The organism is Bifidobacterium asteroides (assembly GCF_019469425.1).
Lineage (GTDB): Bacteria > Actinomycetota > Actinomycetes > Actinomycetales > Bifidobacteriaceae > Bombiscardovia > Bombiscardovia asteroides_I.
Map to the genome: position 1 here is coordinate 1,413,832 of NZ_CP048272.1, position 16,482 is coordinate 1,430,313.

The following is a 16,482-nucleotide window of genomic DNA, read 5'->3' on the forward strand; positions in this document are numbered from 1 at the left end:
TGCCGGATCAGGTGTGGTAGTCGGCGTTGATGGTCACATATTCGTGGGTCAAATCATCAGTCCAAACCGCGGCCTGGCGATCGCCTTGGCCAAGATCAATATCGATATGGACCTCAGAAACATGCAGGTCGACCAGGGAGGGGTCCTGGCCGGGACTGCCTCCTTGGCAGACTTTGACTCCATTGAAGCTGACATCCACACGGTCCGGGTCATAGGCCGCCGTCGAAGCCGGCACAGTGCCCAGGGATGCCACCACGCGACCCCAGTTGGGATCCTCGCCAGCCACGGCACACTTGAGCAGAGTGGAGCTGGAGACAGCCCGTGCACAGGCCAGGGCCGCGTCCTCGCTCTCGGCGCCGTCCACCTGGATGCGGATACGGTGGCGGCTGCCCTCGCCGTCGGCCACAATGCGGCGGGACAGCTCACCGCAGGCTTGGCTGAGCAACTCTTGGAACTGATTGGGATCAGGCCGAACGCCAGATGCGCCTGAGGCCATGAGCAGGACCGTGTCATTGGTGGACATGCAACCGTCCACATCAATCCGGTTGAAGCTGAGCCGGCAGGCTTCAGACAAAGCGCGGAGGGCCTGTTCAGGCTCCACAATGGCATCTGTGGTGATCAGACAGATCATGGTGGCCAGCTGCGGGGCGATCATCCCTGAGCCCTTGACCATGCCGCCCAGCCGCCAGCCGGACCCGTCCAAGGCCACGGTCTTGGTACAGGTGTCGGTGGTCAATATGGCCTTGGCTGCCGCTTCGCCAGCCTCCTGGCTGGTCGACAGCTCCTGGGCCGCCTGGTCGATGCCGGCCAGTATGGGATCCAGGTGCAGCAGGTGGCCGATAATCCCTGTGGAACAGACGGCAACCTGTTCGGCTGGCAGGCCCAGATTCTCGCCTGTTCGCTCAGCCATGGCCTTGGCCTGGTCCAGGCCCTCGGAACCCGTGCAGGCGTTGGCATTGCCCGAGTTGATGACCACGGCTCCTGCCCGACCCTCTTCCAAAATCTTGCTGGTCCAGATGACCGGAGCGGCCCGGAAACGGTTGGGGGTGAAGACGCCTACAGCAGTGTCCATGGGCCCCTTGTTGACAACCAAGGCCAAGTTGCGGCGGCGTGAGCCTCCCGGACGATGGGCGATGGCGGTGCCTGTCTGGAAGCCCGCAGCGTAGGTGATGCTCATGGTGCCACTCCTATGGTTGTCAGACCGGTTTCCTCGGGCAGCCCCAAGGCCAGGTTGACGGCCTGAAGGGACTGGCCGGCGGTGCCCCGGGTCAGGTTGTCGATGGCTGCGAAAGCATAGAGACGGTCGGCGCGCTCATCTGTGAGAACCTGGATCTGGGCCAGGTTCGAACCGTACACGTCAGCCGTGGAGGGGAGCCTGCCTTGGGGCAGCAGATCAACGAACGGCTCCTTGGCGTAGATCTTTTCCCAGACGGCACGAATGCCCTCCGTGCCTAAGGCACGTCCACGCGCATTCAGCTTGGCCGAAACCACGGCAAGGATCCCGCGTGACATGGGAACCAGGATGGGGGTCAGCCCCAAGCGAATCGGTTGATGATCTCCAACCAGATCCGGATTGGAAGCTTCTGCCTTGCGCAGGTTCTGCAGGATCTCGGGGATGTGCCTGTGGGTGCCGCCGACCGAATAGGGATGGGCTGAGTTGATGGCCTGGGCTGCGAGCAGGTCCAACCTGCCGCTGGAGCGACCGGCACCCGAGTAGGCCACAGCAAGGTCGGCCACCAGGTCATCGGTCTGCACCAATCCGGCGGCCAGGGCCGGCTGGAAAGCCAGGGTGACTGCGGTTACGTTGCAACCCGGACCAGCTATGCGGCGGGCATGCTTGAGCAGTTCACGCTGACGAACGCCTTCAGCCGTCAGCAGCTCCGGCATTCCGTAGGTCCAGGGAGAGAAAAAGTGTCCGCCGTAGTAGTCCTGCCAGTCGGCTGGATCGTCCAGCCGATGGTCGGCACCTAGATCGACCAGCATGGATTTCGGATCCAGCTGCTCTGCCAGAGGACCAGAGGCGCCATGGGGCAGAGCCAGCACCACCAGATCATGACCAGCCAGGGTCTTGGGATCCGTGGCCTGGATTTTTAGCGAGGCCAGCGAATTCGGAAGATTGGGCGAGAACTCCCCCAGCAGTCGACCCGCTGAACCGCGCCCAGTGACCGTGCATACCCGGAAGGCGGGGTGAGCGACCATGAGTCGGATCATTTCCGAACCGGCATACCCGGAGGCTCCCACCACGGCCACTGTATATTGGTGCATGAACGCTCCTTCCACCGGGTACCATCATAAATAGTCATGCGATAAAATGCATAATTATGCAATCCGGCGTGTCGTTATGCTTTCCTCCGCGCAAAGGGGTCGTAACCGGACTCACGGTTGCGGATGTATTCCATCTGGGTGCTGACCTTGTCCGCGGCCTCGGGCCCGCAAGTGTCTTCAACATAGTCCAAGGCCATATCGATGCCAGCCGAGATGCCCGAAGAGGTGCGGAACTTTCCATCGACCACCCAACGGGCCTCTTTGATCCAATCCACTCTCTCACCCGTGCCGACTACCCAGTCAAAAGCCAGATCGTTGGAGGTAGCCCGCCGACCATCCAGAGCACCGGCAGCAGCCAGCAGAGCCGAACCCGTGCAGACCGTCAGCACCTGTGAAGACTGCGCAACCAGCCTCCGCAGACTGCTTAGCCAGCGGCCATCCCCAACCAGGGCGCGCGTACCGGATCCGCCGGGTATAAGCAGAACCCCCTTGGGATCGATCTCCTCTGGCCCCAGGGCCTCGACCCTGGCGCCGCCCTCGCTGACTGTCGCGCCAGGGCCATCCAGGGAAAATATCCGCACGCCGACAGCATCTGTATGGGTGAAAACATCAAAGGGCCCGAAGACATCCAGTGGTTCGAATCCATCGAATACGACAATATTGACATCCCGTACCATTCGAATGAATCTCTCCCCACTGGCAGGCATGAATACTCATTGACGCCAATGCTTACTTCCAAGAAGTGGCATCACCACTTCAACCAATGGTACCGCCAGGCCTATAACCACCAGGTCCTTCCTGGCGCTCTTTCACAGCTTCTTGCTCATAGCCCGCAGGTCATGAACCTGCACAAGTGCCGAAACATCTGCTGACACTGGCGACACCCGCACCTTGAGAGTTCAGGCGCTGACGCCGTCTCCGCCAGAGCCGCCGCCACCCGTTGAGGGCGACGGCATCATCTGCTGGTAGAAGTCATTCAGGGAAATGCCGTTGGCCAACAGCCAGATCCAGGCCAGGGTGAAGAGCAGATTGATGATCAGGGCAGCCATGGCCAGCCCATAGCCCTTCATATGCAGGCGACGCGTCCGATACATGGAAATGCCGCCGAGCAGAGCTGGAATCACAGGCATGGGGAGGAACAGCGCCATGAAGAAGGCAATGATGGCGCAGGGATCCCAGTGGCCGTAGACCGGATTTTGGGAGGGATCGTTCAAATCGGGCATACCCTGGGCAGGCCATCCTGGCGTGCCGGGACGGGCCTGAGAACTCCCAGGATTCCTGCTGCGTCCGGGGGCCTGCTGCCCTACCATAGGTCTGTTGGCGGGGTTGCCTCGGAACGAATCTGATTCCTTGGCCTTGGGCTCAGGGTCTGGGCGACCGTATATATACGGATTCCATCCTGGATAACGATCGGCGCGCGCGCCGTACAAGGGCTGGTCGCCCCCTTCATGATCCTGGCGTTCAGGTCCACCGGCTGTGTCCTGTCCTTGAGAATCCGTCATATCCCTCGGTCCCCTTGATGCCGGGTCAGGCGCGCAGTACGGCGCCCAGACCCGCAGTCTTGTCAACGATGGCCTGGCGCAGGGATTCGCTGTCCTCGGACGTCAAAGTACGGTCCGGGGCGCGGAAAGTGACTGCGAAAGCCAGCGATTTTGCATGCTCACCGATCTGATCTCCAGTGAAAACGTCGAACAGCTCGATGGATTCAAGACTAGACCCAGCCGCTTCTCTGATGGCGGAAGTCAGGTCGGCGGCCGAGACCGTGTCCGGCACGGTGAAAGCCAGATCCTGACGGACCGGCGGGAAGGTCGAGACCGGCTTGGCCTGCAGGGGAGTGTAATCCAGATGGTCCAGCACCATGTCCAGACTCAGCTCGAAGGCGGCCGAGTGGACAGGGAAGCCCAGAGCCTGATCGACCCGAGGATGCAGCTCACCCACCATGCCAACAAGCGAGCCGTCGTTAAGGACCAGCCTGGCGGTACGTCCCGGATGCCACTGGTCGGGTACCTGCCCGGCCGGGGGCTGATCCAGCCGATAATGTGCCCCCAGCCTGTCCAGGACCCGACGAGCCGATTCGACTGCATCTGTCCAGTCCACATCCCTGCTGTCCTTGAGCCAGCCGTCCTCCTGGGCACGGCCGGTCAGCAGGGCCGCCACATGCAACCGCTGTTCCGGCAGACCCTGGTCCAGGCGGGCCAGATCCTCGTCGCTGGGCCGAACGCCGCCCGGAAGGGTGGGCACCGCAGGAGCCTCGGGGTCGCGGCGGAAGACATAGCCGATCTCGAAGAGGCGCACATCCGTGTTGCCGCGTCGCAGGTTGCGCTCCACGGTGTTGGCCAGCGGCAGCAGCAGGCTCTGCCTTAGATAGGGCCTGTCAGCGGCCATGGGGTTGGCCAGCTCCACGCTGTTGACATGGGCCCCGTCAAGGTCCATGCCGAAGGCCTTGAAATCATTGTCGCCGACGAACGGGTAGTCCAGAACCTCGGTCAGCCCATATTCGGCCAGGGTGTCGGCCACCCAACGGCGACGCTGCTGGCGATCGGTCAGGCCAACCGCCCCGGACACCTTGGGTGATGGCACGGTGACAGGGATGCGGTCGTAGCCCACCAAGCGGGCGACTTCCTCGACCAGATCGCAGCTCTCGCCCAGGTCGGGCCTCCAGGTTGGCGGAGTCACCGACAGCCGGTCTTGAGGATCGCCCTGGACCGTGCAGCCAATGTCGCGCAGAATGGCCACGATGCGTTGGGGCTCCACCTCCAGACCGGTCAGACGAGCCACCTCGCTGACGGCAAAGTCGATGACCGGCATGGGCTTGGTCTGGTCCATATCCAGCGGAGCATCCAGATCCCGGCCACCGGCAAGGCGATGCAACAGGTCGGCAGCCATGGCTGCAGCGGCCGGCTGCATCTGCGGATCAACCCCGCGCTCAAAGCGCTTGGAGGCCTCCGAAGGCAGCTTGTGGCGACGGGCGGTTCGGGCAATGGTCACTTGGTCGAAGTGGGCGGACTCGATCAGGATGTTCCGTGTCTTATCCGTCACCTCCCCATATAGACCGCCCATGACTCCGGCCAATCCCAGGATGCGGGATCCTTCTTGTCCCTCGGGCGAGTCGGTGATGAGCAGATCTTCGATGCTGAGCTCGCGGTCCTTGCCATCCAGAGTGGTCAGGTGCTCACCCTGCCTGGCCCTGCGGACGACGATGGGCCCACTGAGCTTATCCAGGTCGTAGGCGTGCAGAGGCTGGCCCAGATCCAACATGACGTAGTTGGTGATGTCCACCGGCAAGCTGATGGAACGCATGCCGGCTCGAACCAGCCGACGGCGCATCCAACTGGGAGTCGCCGCCTTGGGGTCGCATCCGGTCAGGGCCCGCAGATAATACCGGTCGCAACCGGGCTGACCATGAATGGGGTTGTCATCCTCAATATGCACGGCCAGTGGAGCCTGATCCTCCTGGGCTGCGGGGGCCGGCACGGTCTTGTTAAGCTCGATCACCGGATCCGTGTACTCAGCGCCCGTAGAGTGGTGGTATTCCCGGGCAACTCCCCGGTAGGAGAAGGCGTAGCCCCGGTCGGGGGTGATATTAATTTCCAGGACAGGCCTGTTCATATGCAATAGGGCCATGGCATCGTCCCCTGGCTTGAGCTGCTCGTACTGCTCGGGGGTGAACCCGTAGTTTCGCAGCAGGATGATGCCCTGATGGTCCGAACCCAGCCCCAGCTCGCGCTCTGAAGCGCACATGCCGTCAGAGATATGGCCATAGGTCTTGCGCGGTTCGATGTGGAAGTCTCCAGGCAGGACAGCCCCCGGCAGGGTCACCACCACCTTCTCGCCCGCAGCCATGTTGGGTGCCCCGCAGACGATGCCCCGGGGCACCTTGCGACCATGTTCATCCACGGCGTTGTACTGCTCGCCTACATCCACATGGCACCAGTTGATGGTCTTGCCGTTCTTCTGAGGCTCAGGCTCGGCATCCACCACATAGCCGACCACGATGGGGCCGGTCACCGTAGACTGGTGGATGTCCTCTTCCTCCAGACCGACCCGGACCAGGTCCTTGGCCAGCTGTTCATAGGTCAGATCCTCAGGGACCTGCACATGCTCCTTGAGCCAGTCGATATCTACCATTGGCATCTGACGGTCACTCCCCCATCTCGAACTGCTGGCTGAACCGCACGTCGCCTTCGACCAGGTCGTGCATGTCATTGATGTCGTGACGCAGGAGCAGGGTACGCTCCATGCCCACACCGAAGGCGAAGCCTGAGTAGCGCTGCGGGTCCAAGCCGGCCGACCTCAGAACGTTGGGGTTGACCATGCCGCAGCCTCCCCATTCGATCCATCCGGGGCCACCCTTCTTGTCTGGGAACCAGAGGTCCATCTCGGCGCTGGGCTCGGTGAAGGGGAAGTATGAGGGCCGCAGTCTGGTCCGGGCCTCGGGACCGAACATGGCCACAGCGAGCTTGTCCAGGGTCCCCTTGAGGTCGGCCATGGTCAAATGCTCGTCGACGGCGATGGCCTCACACTGGTGGAAAACCGGGGTGTGGGTGGCATCCAGATCGTCGGTGCGAAAGACCCTGCCCGTGCAGGCCACGTAGAGCGGCACACCACGGGTTATCAAAGAGCGGGCCTGATCGGGTGAGGTATGGGTGCGCATGACCATGTTGGACCCGACGAAACCGGCGGCATCCCTGGCCTGGCTGCCCTGGACGTAGAAGGTGTCCTGCATCTGACGGGCAGGATGGTCCGGGCCGAAGTTGAGGGCATCGAAGTTGTACCACTCGGCTTCCAGCTCGGGACCCTGGGCGATGCTCCAACCCATGGAGACGAAGAAATCCTCTACATCCTCCATGAGCTTGGACAGTGGATGCCGAGCGCCCTGGGGACGGCGGTTGACCGGCAGGGTCATATCCACCTGCTCGGCAGCCAGGCGGCGGGACTCCTCCTCCTGGCGCAGCTGCCTCTCCTTGAGCCCGTAGGCACGGCCGAAATCAGCCTTGAGCTTGCCCACCAGGCGGCCAGCGGTTTTCTTCTGACCTGCCGGCAGGGATCCGATGAGCCGGCCGGCCCCGGCCAGGGCTGAACCTGTCCCCGCATACCTGGCCTTAATCGCCTGAAGCCCCTCCAGATCGGAGGCCTCGCGAATCCTGCCGATGCCCTCGTTGACCTCGTCGGTCATCGCCGCGGGGTCGAATTCTACCTGTGCCACCATGGACCTTTCCACTGTTGCCAATGCCGTGTCCGGGCCGCAAATCAGCGGAAATCCCGGTCGTTGACGCCTTCACATTCTTTCAATACGACTCGACATGGCCATGGCATAGAGCAGCACCGCCGCCGAGGTAGCCAGATTGAGCGATTCAGCCCGCCCATATATAGGGATGCGGACGATCTGATCCATGGCCTGCAGCAGCTCATTGGGCAACCCGCGCGCCTCATTCCCGAAGAGCAGGGCCATGGGCTGACCCGCCGAGTCTGACTTGGCCATGGTGCCGCCCGCCATCAATTCAGTGAGGGAGCGGACAGGTTTGTCCGGTGTGCCATAGACATCGGCCGCCACCATGGCCCGGCCCTGCCGTCTGCACAGGGCCAGGAAGTCATCGGTGCCCATGGTCATCAGGGGTATGTGAAAGGCCGATCCGGCTGTGGATCGAATGACCTTGGGATTGGTAGTTTCTACGCACTGGTCCACAAGGATGACCGCCCTGCAACCGGCAGCATCGGCGGTGCGGATGACGGTTCCAGCGTTGCCTGGATCACGAATCTGCCAGAAGGCTGCCACCAGGTCGGGCCCCTCCCCCGTCCGGCTCAGGGAATTGTCAAGGTCCGTCGGCTGGACCAGAAATCCGTCCGTGCGCGCCTGGGCCAGAATTCCCTGGGTATTGCCGCTAATGGCACGCATGACCCGAGCGGAGACGAAGTGTCCGTAGCAGTCGGGCAGCTCCCTGGCCTGCTCCAGGATGGCGCCTACGGTCTCGTTGAGCGGCCGCGGATGACCGCCCTGAGCTGCAGAGGACTCATCCGCCTGAATATAGAGATCAGTCAGCAGGTCGGGACGCCAGCGGATCGCCTCGCGCACGCTCTGCGGCCCCTCTATCAGGAAGCGGCTATGACGCTGCCGGGCACGTCGATCCTGCAGTTCAGCCAAGCGGCGAATTCGTTGGGTACGGGGATTGTCAAGAAAGGAGTCATCAAAGGGCATGGGCACAACTCTAGCCCTGGCCAGTCGAAAGCACGGCAGTCGGAGCCTGATGGGCCTATGTCTGTGGGAAAGTTCACTGAAAGAAAAGCCCTTACCCCTTGTGCTCGCCGGACAAGGGGCTAGGGTGAAAGAACCGGTCCGGTCGGCCGCGTCCGTCGTTGGTATGGCGCAGACCGACCATCGCCCATCTGGCTTGGCCAGAATCATTGTGAGGAGACGATATGCCCGTATACACACTTCCCGATCTGCCCTACGACTACTCGGCGCTGGAGCCGTACGTGTCCGGCAAGATCATGGAGCTGCACCATGACAAGCACCATCAGGCTTATGTGAACGGTGCCAACAAGGCCCTGGAGCAGATCCACGACGCGGCCGAGTCCGGCGACGTTGCTCAGTCCAACCTGCTGGAGAAGAACCTGGCCTTCAACCTGGCCGGACACAAGAACCACTCCATCTTCTGGAAGAACATGGCCCCGGCAGATGGCCAGGAGCCCACTGGCGAGCTCAAGGCCGCCATCGAGGACCAGTTCGGGTCCTTCCAGGGCTTCCAGACCTACTTCGAGTCCATGTGCGCAGGCATCCAGGGCTCCGGCTGGGCCGTCCTGGCCTGGGATACCCTGGGCGAGCGCCTGGTCACCCTGCAGATGTACGACCACCAGGGCAACCTGCCCGTCACCATCTTCCCGTTGGTCCTGCTGGACCTCTGGGAGCACGCCTACTATTTGGAGTACCTGAACGACCGGGCCAGCTACGTCAAGGCTTGGTGGCACATCGTCAATTGGGAGGACGCCTCCAAGCGCTTCGACGAGGTGCGCAACATCAACACAACACTGGCCAGGTAAGAGGCCAGCGCTTCCAACCACAGGCGGACCCCGTTCCTTTCCTCTCTGCGGGAGGTGGAAGGACCCGGGGTCCCTCCATATCTGGGTCTGCTGCGTAAAAACCCTGATGGTCAGTTGCCGAAGAAGGCAATGGAGCCGGTCAGCGCAGCCACGGTCAAGGAAATGGCAGGCACAGCCAAGCAGATGAGCAGGAAGCCCACATCACATGGTCTGACCTGGGAGACCCGGGCATGGGTGCGTGGTGTGCTGCCGCCGAAGCCCCTGGCCTCCATGGCCGTGGCCAAGGTCGTCGAACGCCTGATGGACAGGACCAGCAGTGCGAAGGCTTGTGGCATAAAGGCCTTGAAGCGGTTCTCATCGCCCAGTCCACGGCTGCGGCGCGAGGCGGTCAGAGCCGACCAATCATCTTTGAGAACAGTGAAGAGCCGCATGCCGGCCAGCCCCCCGTAGACGAAGCGATCGGGCAAGTGGAGCACCTGGCTAAAGGCATCTGCCAGGTCGGTGGCGTCTATTCCCAGTACGGTGATGATGGCGGGGATCCCGATGGCCAGGATTCGCAGAGCAGTGGCCAGGGCCAAGTCAAGCGAGCGCTGGGTAATGTGGATCATCCCCCACTGCCAGAAGGTGGCGCCGCCGCTCTTGCCATAGAGGATGATCGCCAGGGCCGAACCTGGCGCCCCCAGGAAGATGGGCCAGGTGGATCTGACCACACGCAGGGGCGTGAAGCCTGCAGTACCCAGCAGCAGGAACTCCAGGATCAGGGCCGTCGTGGCCGAGACCGGGTCCAAGCTGATCAGCAGGGGCAGAGCCGCCAGAAAGGCCCCCATCAGACGGAAGGCAGGATTGATGGAGGCTATGTATGGCGACCGGCTGGCCGGCTTGACCGGTTCGTCCCGATGATCCATGGGCGTGACGGTCAACTTGGCTGCAATGGTCTTCTGATAAGTCTGCGATGACCCCACTGCAGGCCAGACGGCCTTCTGGGCTCCCGGAGGCATCATCTCCACAAGGCGGGCATCCAGGGCCTGAACCAGTTCCCGGTCGTGGGTGACTAGGATGATGCAGGCTCCCTGGTCGCGCATGTCTGCAATCAGCTGAGCCATGCTGACCCAGGTGTTCCTGTCCTGACCGAAGGTGGGCTCGTCAAGAATCAGCACCTGGGGTGCAGCGGCAAGGGCTGAGGCCACAGTGAGCCGCCGCTTTTCGCCGCCCGAGAGCGTGTAAGGGTTGGCACGCGCGTACTGCCTCAGCCTGAATCGGCCCAACAGTTCCTGGGCGCGGGCCTTGGCCCCGTCCTCGCTCATGCCGGTGCGGAGGGGGGCCAGTTTGACCTCATCCAGTACCGTGCCCCGGGCGAACTGATGTTCGGGATTCTGAAAAACATAGGCGATACGCGCCGCCAGCTGGGATGAGGTCCATCGAATGGGCTCGGGCTCAGCAGGCATCTGCCCCTGGGGTCCCCGAAGCAGGCGATCCTGGGCAAGGACCGAACCGGCCGCCGGCTTCAGCAGGCCAGCCAGGGTCATGGCCAGCGTGGACTTGCCGGCCCCGTTGGCCCCGACCAGAGCGGTGATCTGTCCGGCCCTGAATTCCAGATCGATATGCTCGGCCACTGCCTTCCCCTGACGGCCCACCGCCAGATCCTGGGCGGTCAGTAGGACGGGATGGCCATCCTGGCCGGGGCCAGATTGCCCTGACCGGGTCCGGGCCCGTCCAAGTTCGGGGAGCGAATCCCTGGCGCTCCTGTGGGCTTTGGGAACCCAGATGCCCAGGGAGGCCAGGTCCAGCGCAGGATCAGTGAAGACCTCCTGGGGGCTGCCGTCTGCCATGATCACAGTCTTGCGATAGACCGCAGCACCCGATCCGACGGTATTGTCTTCAACTTCGCCCAGCCCAAGCACGATGATCCGGTCGATCATATCCATCCAAGGCCCTGCCCGGTGCTCGACCAGAACCATGGTGGAGCCTTGCCGGTCCAGGACCCTCCTGACGGCATCGACAATCTGCTCGACACCGACCGGATCCAGGTTGGCCGTGGGCTCGTCTAACAGGAGCAGCCCAGGCTGCATGGCCAGAGCACCCGCCAGGGCCAGACGCTGCATCTGCCCTCCGCTCAGATGCATGGTGGACCGGGTCAGCTGCATGTCAGCCAAACCCACCTCGGCCATGGCCTTTCGCACCCGTGGCCAAATCTCCTCGCGGGGCAGCCCCATGTTCTCAGGTCCGAAGGCCACATTGTCGCCCAGCCGCTGAAAGATGGCCTGAGCATCCGGATCCTGCAGGACCAGGCCCACACGCCCCCGGCTGGAGACAGCGGGATTGCCGTCAATCAGGACCTGGCCCTGGGTCACTCCGCCCTCATCGTCCTCAACCTGGTCCTGGCCGCTCTGCGGGACATGATCGCCCAGCAACCCGGCCACACCCTCGAGGATGGTCGATTTGCCAATGCCGGAAGCTCCCAGCAGCAGCACGCGCTGACCTGCAGGAATGCTCAGGGACAGATCCCTGACGGCGAAGTGGTTCCGGTAGGCATGCCGATAACCCCAGCCGCGCAGTTCCAAAGCTGCTGGTCGGTAGGGATTGTCCTGGATGCTCTGGTCCACGCCCGGACCTCTACTTCCCGGCCGTGCGGATATCGCGGCCGGAGGCGAAGCGGTCCAGGGCCCCGGTTGCGGCGATGGCCTTGTAGAGGTACCAGACCAGCACTCCGGCGATCAGCGCGCCGGAAATCAGGGTGGCTATCAGATAAATCACCCCATAGGGGCCGGTCAGGTTGATGGCCTGCAGGTGCGTGCAGAAGGAGTACAGCCAGCAGCCGAAACCAGCGGCAGCGCCCGACAGTGCCACCGTGGACATGTTCCAACGCCGGTAACGCAGCAGCATGAAGACCAGCTCAGCCATGAAGCCCTGAAGCAGACCGATCAGTATGGTCTCCACAGGCACCCAAAGGCTGCCCAGCAGCGACTCCAGGATGGCGGCGACCAGCTCGGCATAGACGGCTGCACCTGGCTTGCGTACGATGACCGATGCCAAGGGCCCGGCGAATAGGTAGAGGCCGTTGAGAATACCGCCCAGACCAGGCACAACCCCGTCCAGGAAGGACCAGGGAATGGTAGTCACCATGGCGACCACCCAGTAGATGACGGCGGAAGCCACCCCGATGACCGAGGCAACAGCGATATCCACCACCCTCCACCGTCTGGAGGGGATCCTGACTTGGGAGGGAGTCCTGTCAGACTCCGGCTCCGGTCCGGAAACAGTATTGTTCATGAAATGACCATCAGTCATGATCTTGTGCCTTTCCTCGGGGCGCCCCCTATGAGCGCCATCCCGTTCAGGCACGGGTCCAGTGACATCCGTGCGCCGGCATTACCCGGTAAACGTTCGTCCGGTTGAGGCTGAGCCTCCTCTCAGCCGCACGCCCTTGAGCATACGGCCCCCGTGTCACTTGGCATTCTAGAACATACGATGGTCAAGGGAATCCAGCAGGAGGGCCTCGGTGATGATGTTGTCGACCAGCCCCTGCAGGGAAATGGACTCGTTCGGACTGTGCGCGTTGGACTGGGGATCCTCAGGGCCGGTCACCAGGACCTGGGCCTCAGGGAAGAGCCGCTTGAGCTCGGGGATGAAGGGGATGGATCCGCCCTCGCCCTTGTTGACCGGGTCACGCCCGAAGGCCTGCCGCATGGACTCCTCAGCCTGCCGAACCACCGGGCTGTCGGCATCCATGGCCCATCCCATGCCCATGTCGCTGGGGGCGACCTCTACCCTGGCCCCATGAGGGGCATGAGCAATCAAAAAATCGGCCAGGGCCTGCGCGGCCTGCTCAGGCCGCTGGGTGGGCGCGGTACGCAGCGAAATGCGGAAGCGGGTCTTGTCGGCCAACACGTTGAAGGAGCCTTTTACTGGATGGGCATCGAAGCCGATCACCGCCGCCGCCGGCTTGGTCCAGAGCCTGGAGGCCAGGGAGTCGGTTCCGGCCAGTCGGTAGGAGTCCACAACACCGGCATCCGCACGCAGCTGGGCCTGGTCCAGGTCACGCTGCAGACCGCCGATGGGCTGTCCGCCCTCCAGGCCGGGCACCGCCAGCTGACCCTGGTCGTCATACATGGAGGCAATCAGCATGGCAGCCAGGGTATTGGCATCTAGGATAGGCCCGCCGAACTGCCCGGAGTGGACTGGATGCTCCAGAACTGTGACCGTGACATCCAGGTCTGCATTCCCCCGCAGAGATGTGGTCAGGCTTGGAGTGTCTGCCGACCAGTTGCCCGAATCGGCCACGATGATCAGATCCGAGGCGAAGTCATCCCGATGAGCCTGGAGGAACGGAATAAAGCTGCGCGAGCCCATCTCCTCCTCCCCCTCGATGAAGACCTTGACATTGACGCGCAGGTCCTTGTCCAAGGCATGCAGAGCACCCGAGTGGATGGCAATGCCACCGCCGTCGTCGGCTGATCCGCGTCCGTAGAGCCGCCCCTCCTTTTCCACGCCGGTAAAGGGGTCAGTGGACCACTGGGAGGAATCGGGCACCGGCTGCACATCATGATGGGCGTAGAGCAGGACGGTCGGAGCCTTATCGTCCACCTGCCGGGATCCGATGACCTCAAAGGCGCCCGGAGTCCCGTCAGGGTTGGTGGCCTGAACTACGCGGGCATCCACACCCACCTGCCTAAGCTGTCCGGCCACATAGTCGGCCGAGCGCCGCATGTGATCCCCGGTGATTCCCTTGGCCGAAACCGAAGCCAAAGCGATCTTGCCCTTGAGCAGATCGACGATCCGGCTCCTATCGTCTTGCACACGGGTACGGATCGTCTCCAGGCCCAGTTCCGCCATCATTACCTCCTATAATTGCTTGTGAATCAGTGCTTGCGAGTCTAGGCGTCACCGTAACCTGTTCGCATGACATGGAACCCCTTCTCACGCAAGGATCGACGGGACAAAGAGGCGGAGGTGGACCAGACGGCCTCCGCTGAAGAGGTACGGGGCAAGGGACGCCCTACACCCAAGCGCAAGCAGGCCGAGGCCAGGAACCTGCGCCCGCTGGTCCCCAAGGACCGCAAGGCCTCGCGCAAGGCTGCCAAGGCCCGGATCCGAGCCCGTGAGGATGCTCAGTACGAGGCCATGAGGACCGGCGATATCAACCACATGCCCAAATCGGAGCGCCTGCCTTGGAGAATCTACATCCGCGACTATGTGGATGCCCGCTTCAATCTGCTGGAATGGATCTTCCCGGCCATCATTCTTATGTTCGTGGCCACCCTGATGGGCATGTTCGTGGGTCCGCAGCATTATGCTGCCTTCACCATGGTGGTGACCGTCCTTCTCTATGGCTACCTGATCGTGGCCCTGATCGACACCTGGCTGATGTGGCGCAAGCTCAAGGGCCTGCTGATCGGCAAGTTCGGCGAACGCTCGGTGGCCAAGGGTTCACGATCGGCCTCCTACGCCTGGCAACGGGCCATGATGGTCCGGCGCTGGCGGGTTCCCAAGCCTAAACAGAGCAAGCGGGGGCACTGGCCCGACTGACGAGCAATCGTCCTTGCACGCCGGCCGGCGGGTCGGTTAACCCGCCCGGTGCCCCTAGGGTTCCGGGCGGTCTCCGTATTCACTCCGCATTATGCCAATCGTCTTCATTCTCCCAGCCGGTACGGCTAGCATGTATTGTTATGCAGCAATCGATCAACCAACCCGCTACAAAGTCTCTTGACCCATGGGATGCCGACAGCCGCCAGTACGACACCATCATCATCGGATCCGGCCCAGGCGGCTATGCCACGGCCCTTCGCACGGCAGAGCTGGGCGGACGTGTGGCCTTGGTTGAGCAGGACCCTGTCGTTGGCGGCGTCTGCCTGAACCGCGGATGCATCCCTACCAAGGCCCTGCTGACAGCCACCCAGGTTCTGGAACAGGCTAGCCTTGGGGCAGCCATGGGGATCAATATCGAGTCGGCCAACATCGATTATCAGAAGCTTCAGGACTATCAGGACCGGATGGTCGATGCCATGACCGGCGGTCTGTCAAACCTGCTCAAGCAGCGTGGCATCACCGTGGTGCACGGCCACGGCACCATTGTCGGTGACGGCCTGGTGGAGGTGGCCGCTGCTGACGGCAATCGAACCCGCCTGACTACCTGCGACACGATCCTGGCCACTGGGTCTCATGCCAGAGCCCTGGAAGAACTCCCCTTCGATGATCTTGTCATCGACACCGACCGGGCTCTAGCACTCAAGCCCTTCCCCCACCGGGCGCTGATTATCGGTTCAGGTGCGGTGGCCCTGGAATTCGCCACTATCTGGAACCAAGCCGGCTGCCAGGTGACCCTGATGATCAGACATGACCGGGTGCTCTCCCACTGGGGTCGGCGAACAGGCCAGATCATGACCCGGGAGCTGGAGCGTCAGGGGATTCAGATCATCACCCATGCCCGCTGCTCGGGAGGGCACCGTCTGCCCGCAGACGGGGGCATTCAGGTCGACTACCAGCCGTCCGACGACAAGGGCCATGCGGGAGCGATCGAGACCGATCTGGTACTGGTGGCCATCGGCAGAGATCCCAATACCAGCCCCAAGCATATGAAAGAGCTGGGCATCGACCTGGACGAGCATGGCCAGGTTCTGACTGACTCCCAGGGGCGCACCAGCCGTGACCGTGTCTGGGCCCTGGGTGACATCACCCCAGGTCACCATCTGGCCCACAGGGCCTTCCAGCAGGGCATAACCCTGGCCGATGCCGCCTCTGGCCTGGATCCTGAACCCGTCAACGAGGCCACCATTCCCCGCGTGGTCTTCTCCTCCCCCCAGGCAGCAGCTGTGGGCTTCAGCCGCCAGGAGGCCGAGGAGGATCCATCGCTGAACCAGGTCAAGGAGACCATCTACCCCATGATGGCCAACTCGCGCATGCGCATGAGCGGCCTGCAGGGCACCCTCAGCCTGATCACGGCCTGCCAAGCCACTGATCTGGAGAAGCAGATGGTGGTCGGTCTGGAGGTGGTCTCCCCCCAGGCATCCGAGAACATCGCTGAAGCCCAGCAGCTGGTGGGCAACCAGATCCCCTTGCACCGGGCGGCCGGGCTTATTCACCCACATCCCACGTTCTCCGAAGCCATTGGAGAGGCCCTGCTTAAGGCTGATGGCAGACCTCTGAATATGCTGTAGGCATGCGGTAGACTGGTCAACCAGC

Annotated in this window: 13 protein-coding genes, 2 pseudogenes and 1 riboswitch; of the genes and pseudogenes, 3 read left to right on the forward strand and 12 right to left on the reverse strand. The window is 62.7% G+C overall.

Annotated elements, in window-relative coordinates; all coding sequences use genetic code 11:
* Window positions 1–7: 7 nt before the first annotated feature.
* From argJ to GYM67_RS05825, 7 genes are all read right to left on the reverse strand, one after another.
* A complete protein-coding gene (gene argJ, locus GYM67_RS05795) occupies window positions 8–1,177 on the reverse strand; it encodes a bifunctional glutamate N-acetyltransferase/amino-acid acetyltransferase ArgJ (RefSeq protein WP_220236026.1) in 1,170 nt (389 codons plus the stop codon).
* On the reverse strand, window positions 1,174–2,265 hold the full coding sequence (gene argC, locus GYM67_RS05800; protein ID WP_220236027.1) for an N-acetyl-gamma-glutamyl-phosphate reductase: 1,092 nt from the start codon (window positions 2,263–2,265) through the stop codon (window positions 1,174–1,176). The genes argJ and argC overlap by 4 nt, the downstream gene beginning before the upstream one ends.
* Window positions 2,266–2,339: 74 nt before the next feature.
* A complete protein-coding gene (locus tag GYM67_RS05805) occupies window positions 2,340–2,942 on the reverse strand; it encodes a DJ-1/PfpI family protein (RefSeq protein WP_220236028.1) in 603 nt (200 codons plus the stop codon).
* A gap of 222 nt (window positions 2,943–3,164) precedes the next feature.
* Window positions 3,165–3,767, reverse strand: a complete 603-nt coding sequence (locus tag GYM67_RS05810) for a DUF4190 domain-containing protein (protein ID WP_220236029.1) — start codon at window positions 3,765–3,767, stop codon at window positions 3,165–3,167.
* Between the two features lie 25 nt (window positions 3,768–3,792).
* A complete protein-coding gene (gene pheT, locus GYM67_RS05815; RefSeq protein ID WP_220236030.1) occupies window positions 3,793–6,399 on the reverse strand; it encodes a phenylalanine--tRNA ligase subunit beta in 2,607 nt (868 codons plus the stop codon).
* 7 nt (window positions 6,400–6,406) lie between these two features.
* Complete coding sequence (gene pheS / locus GYM67_RS05820) at window positions 6,407–7,474, reverse strand: phenylalanine--tRNA ligase subunit alpha (RefSeq protein ID WP_220236031.1); 1,068 nt, start codon at window positions 7,472–7,474, stop codon at window positions 6,407–6,409.
* 69 nt (window positions 7,475–7,543) lie between these two features.
* Window positions 7,544–8,461, reverse strand: a complete 918-nt coding sequence (locus tag GYM67_RS05825) for a TrmH family RNA methyltransferase (RefSeq protein WP_220236032.1) — start codon at window positions 8,459–8,461, stop codon at window positions 7,544–7,546.
* A 221-nt stretch (window positions 8,462–8,682) separates the two neighbouring features.
* Here GYM67_RS05825 and GYM67_RS05830 point away from each other — a divergent pair, with 221 nt between their 5' ends.
* Window positions 8,683–9,303, forward strand: coding sequence for a superoxide dismutase (locus GYM67_RS05830; protein ID WP_220236033.1), 621 nt, complete (start codon window positions 8,683–8,685; stop codon window positions 9,301–9,303).
* Between the two features lie 110 nt (window positions 9,304–9,413).
* Here GYM67_RS05830 and GYM67_RS09410 read toward each other — a convergent pair whose 3' ends face one another.
* The 5 genes and pseudogenes from GYM67_RS09410 to GYM67_RS05845 form a co-directional block, all read right to left on the reverse strand.
* The gene (locus GYM67_RS09410; protein ID WP_396020006.1) at window positions 9,414–10,406 is read right to left on the reverse strand and encodes an energy-coupling factor transporter transmembrane component T family protein; all 993 of its coding nucleotides are present in this window, start codon (window positions 10,404–10,406) and stop codon (window positions 9,414–9,416) included.
* A gap of 42 nt (window positions 10,407–10,448) precedes the next feature.
* Window positions 10,449–11,372, reverse strand: a pseudogene (locus GYM67_RS09510) (ATP-binding cassette domain-containing protein); the annotation flags it as partial.
* Window positions 11,346–11,906: pseudogene (locus GYM67_RS09420) on the reverse strand (energy-coupling factor ABC transporter ATP-binding protein); the annotation flags it as partial. The pseudogenes GYM67_RS09510 and GYM67_RS09420, both read right to left, overlap by 27 nt.
* Before the next feature lie 10 nt (window positions 11,907–11,916).
* Entirely contained in the window at window positions 11,917–12,591 is a 675-nt protein-coding gene (locus GYM67_RS05840; protein ID WP_258561454.1) for an ECF transporter S component, read from the reverse strand.
* Window positions 12,592–12,640: 49 nt separating this feature from the next.
* Window positions 12,641–12,756: riboswitch (TPP riboswitch) on the reverse strand.
* 3 nt (window positions 12,757–12,759) lie between these two features.
* Entirely contained in the window at window positions 12,760–14,136 is a 1,377-nt protein-coding gene (locus GYM67_RS05845) for a dipeptidase (RefSeq protein WP_220237432.1), read from the reverse strand.
* 66 nt (window positions 14,137–14,202) lie between these two features.
* Here GYM67_RS05845 and GYM67_RS05850 point away from each other — a divergent pair, with 66 nt between their 5' ends.
* Together GYM67_RS05850 and GYM67_RS05855 are read left to right on the forward strand one after the other, a co-directional pair.
* On the forward strand, window positions 14,203–14,829 hold the full coding sequence (locus tag GYM67_RS05850) for a DUF3043 domain-containing protein (RefSeq protein WP_220236035.1): 627 nt from the start codon (window positions 14,203–14,205) through the stop codon (window positions 14,827–14,829).
* 140 nt (window positions 14,830–14,969) lie between these two features.
* Complete coding sequence (locus GYM67_RS05855; protein ID WP_220236036.1) at window positions 14,970–16,457, forward strand: dihydrolipoyl dehydrogenase family protein; 1,488 nt, start codon at window positions 14,970–14,972, stop codon at window positions 16,455–16,457.
* Window positions 16,458–16,482: the final 25 nt, after the last annotated feature.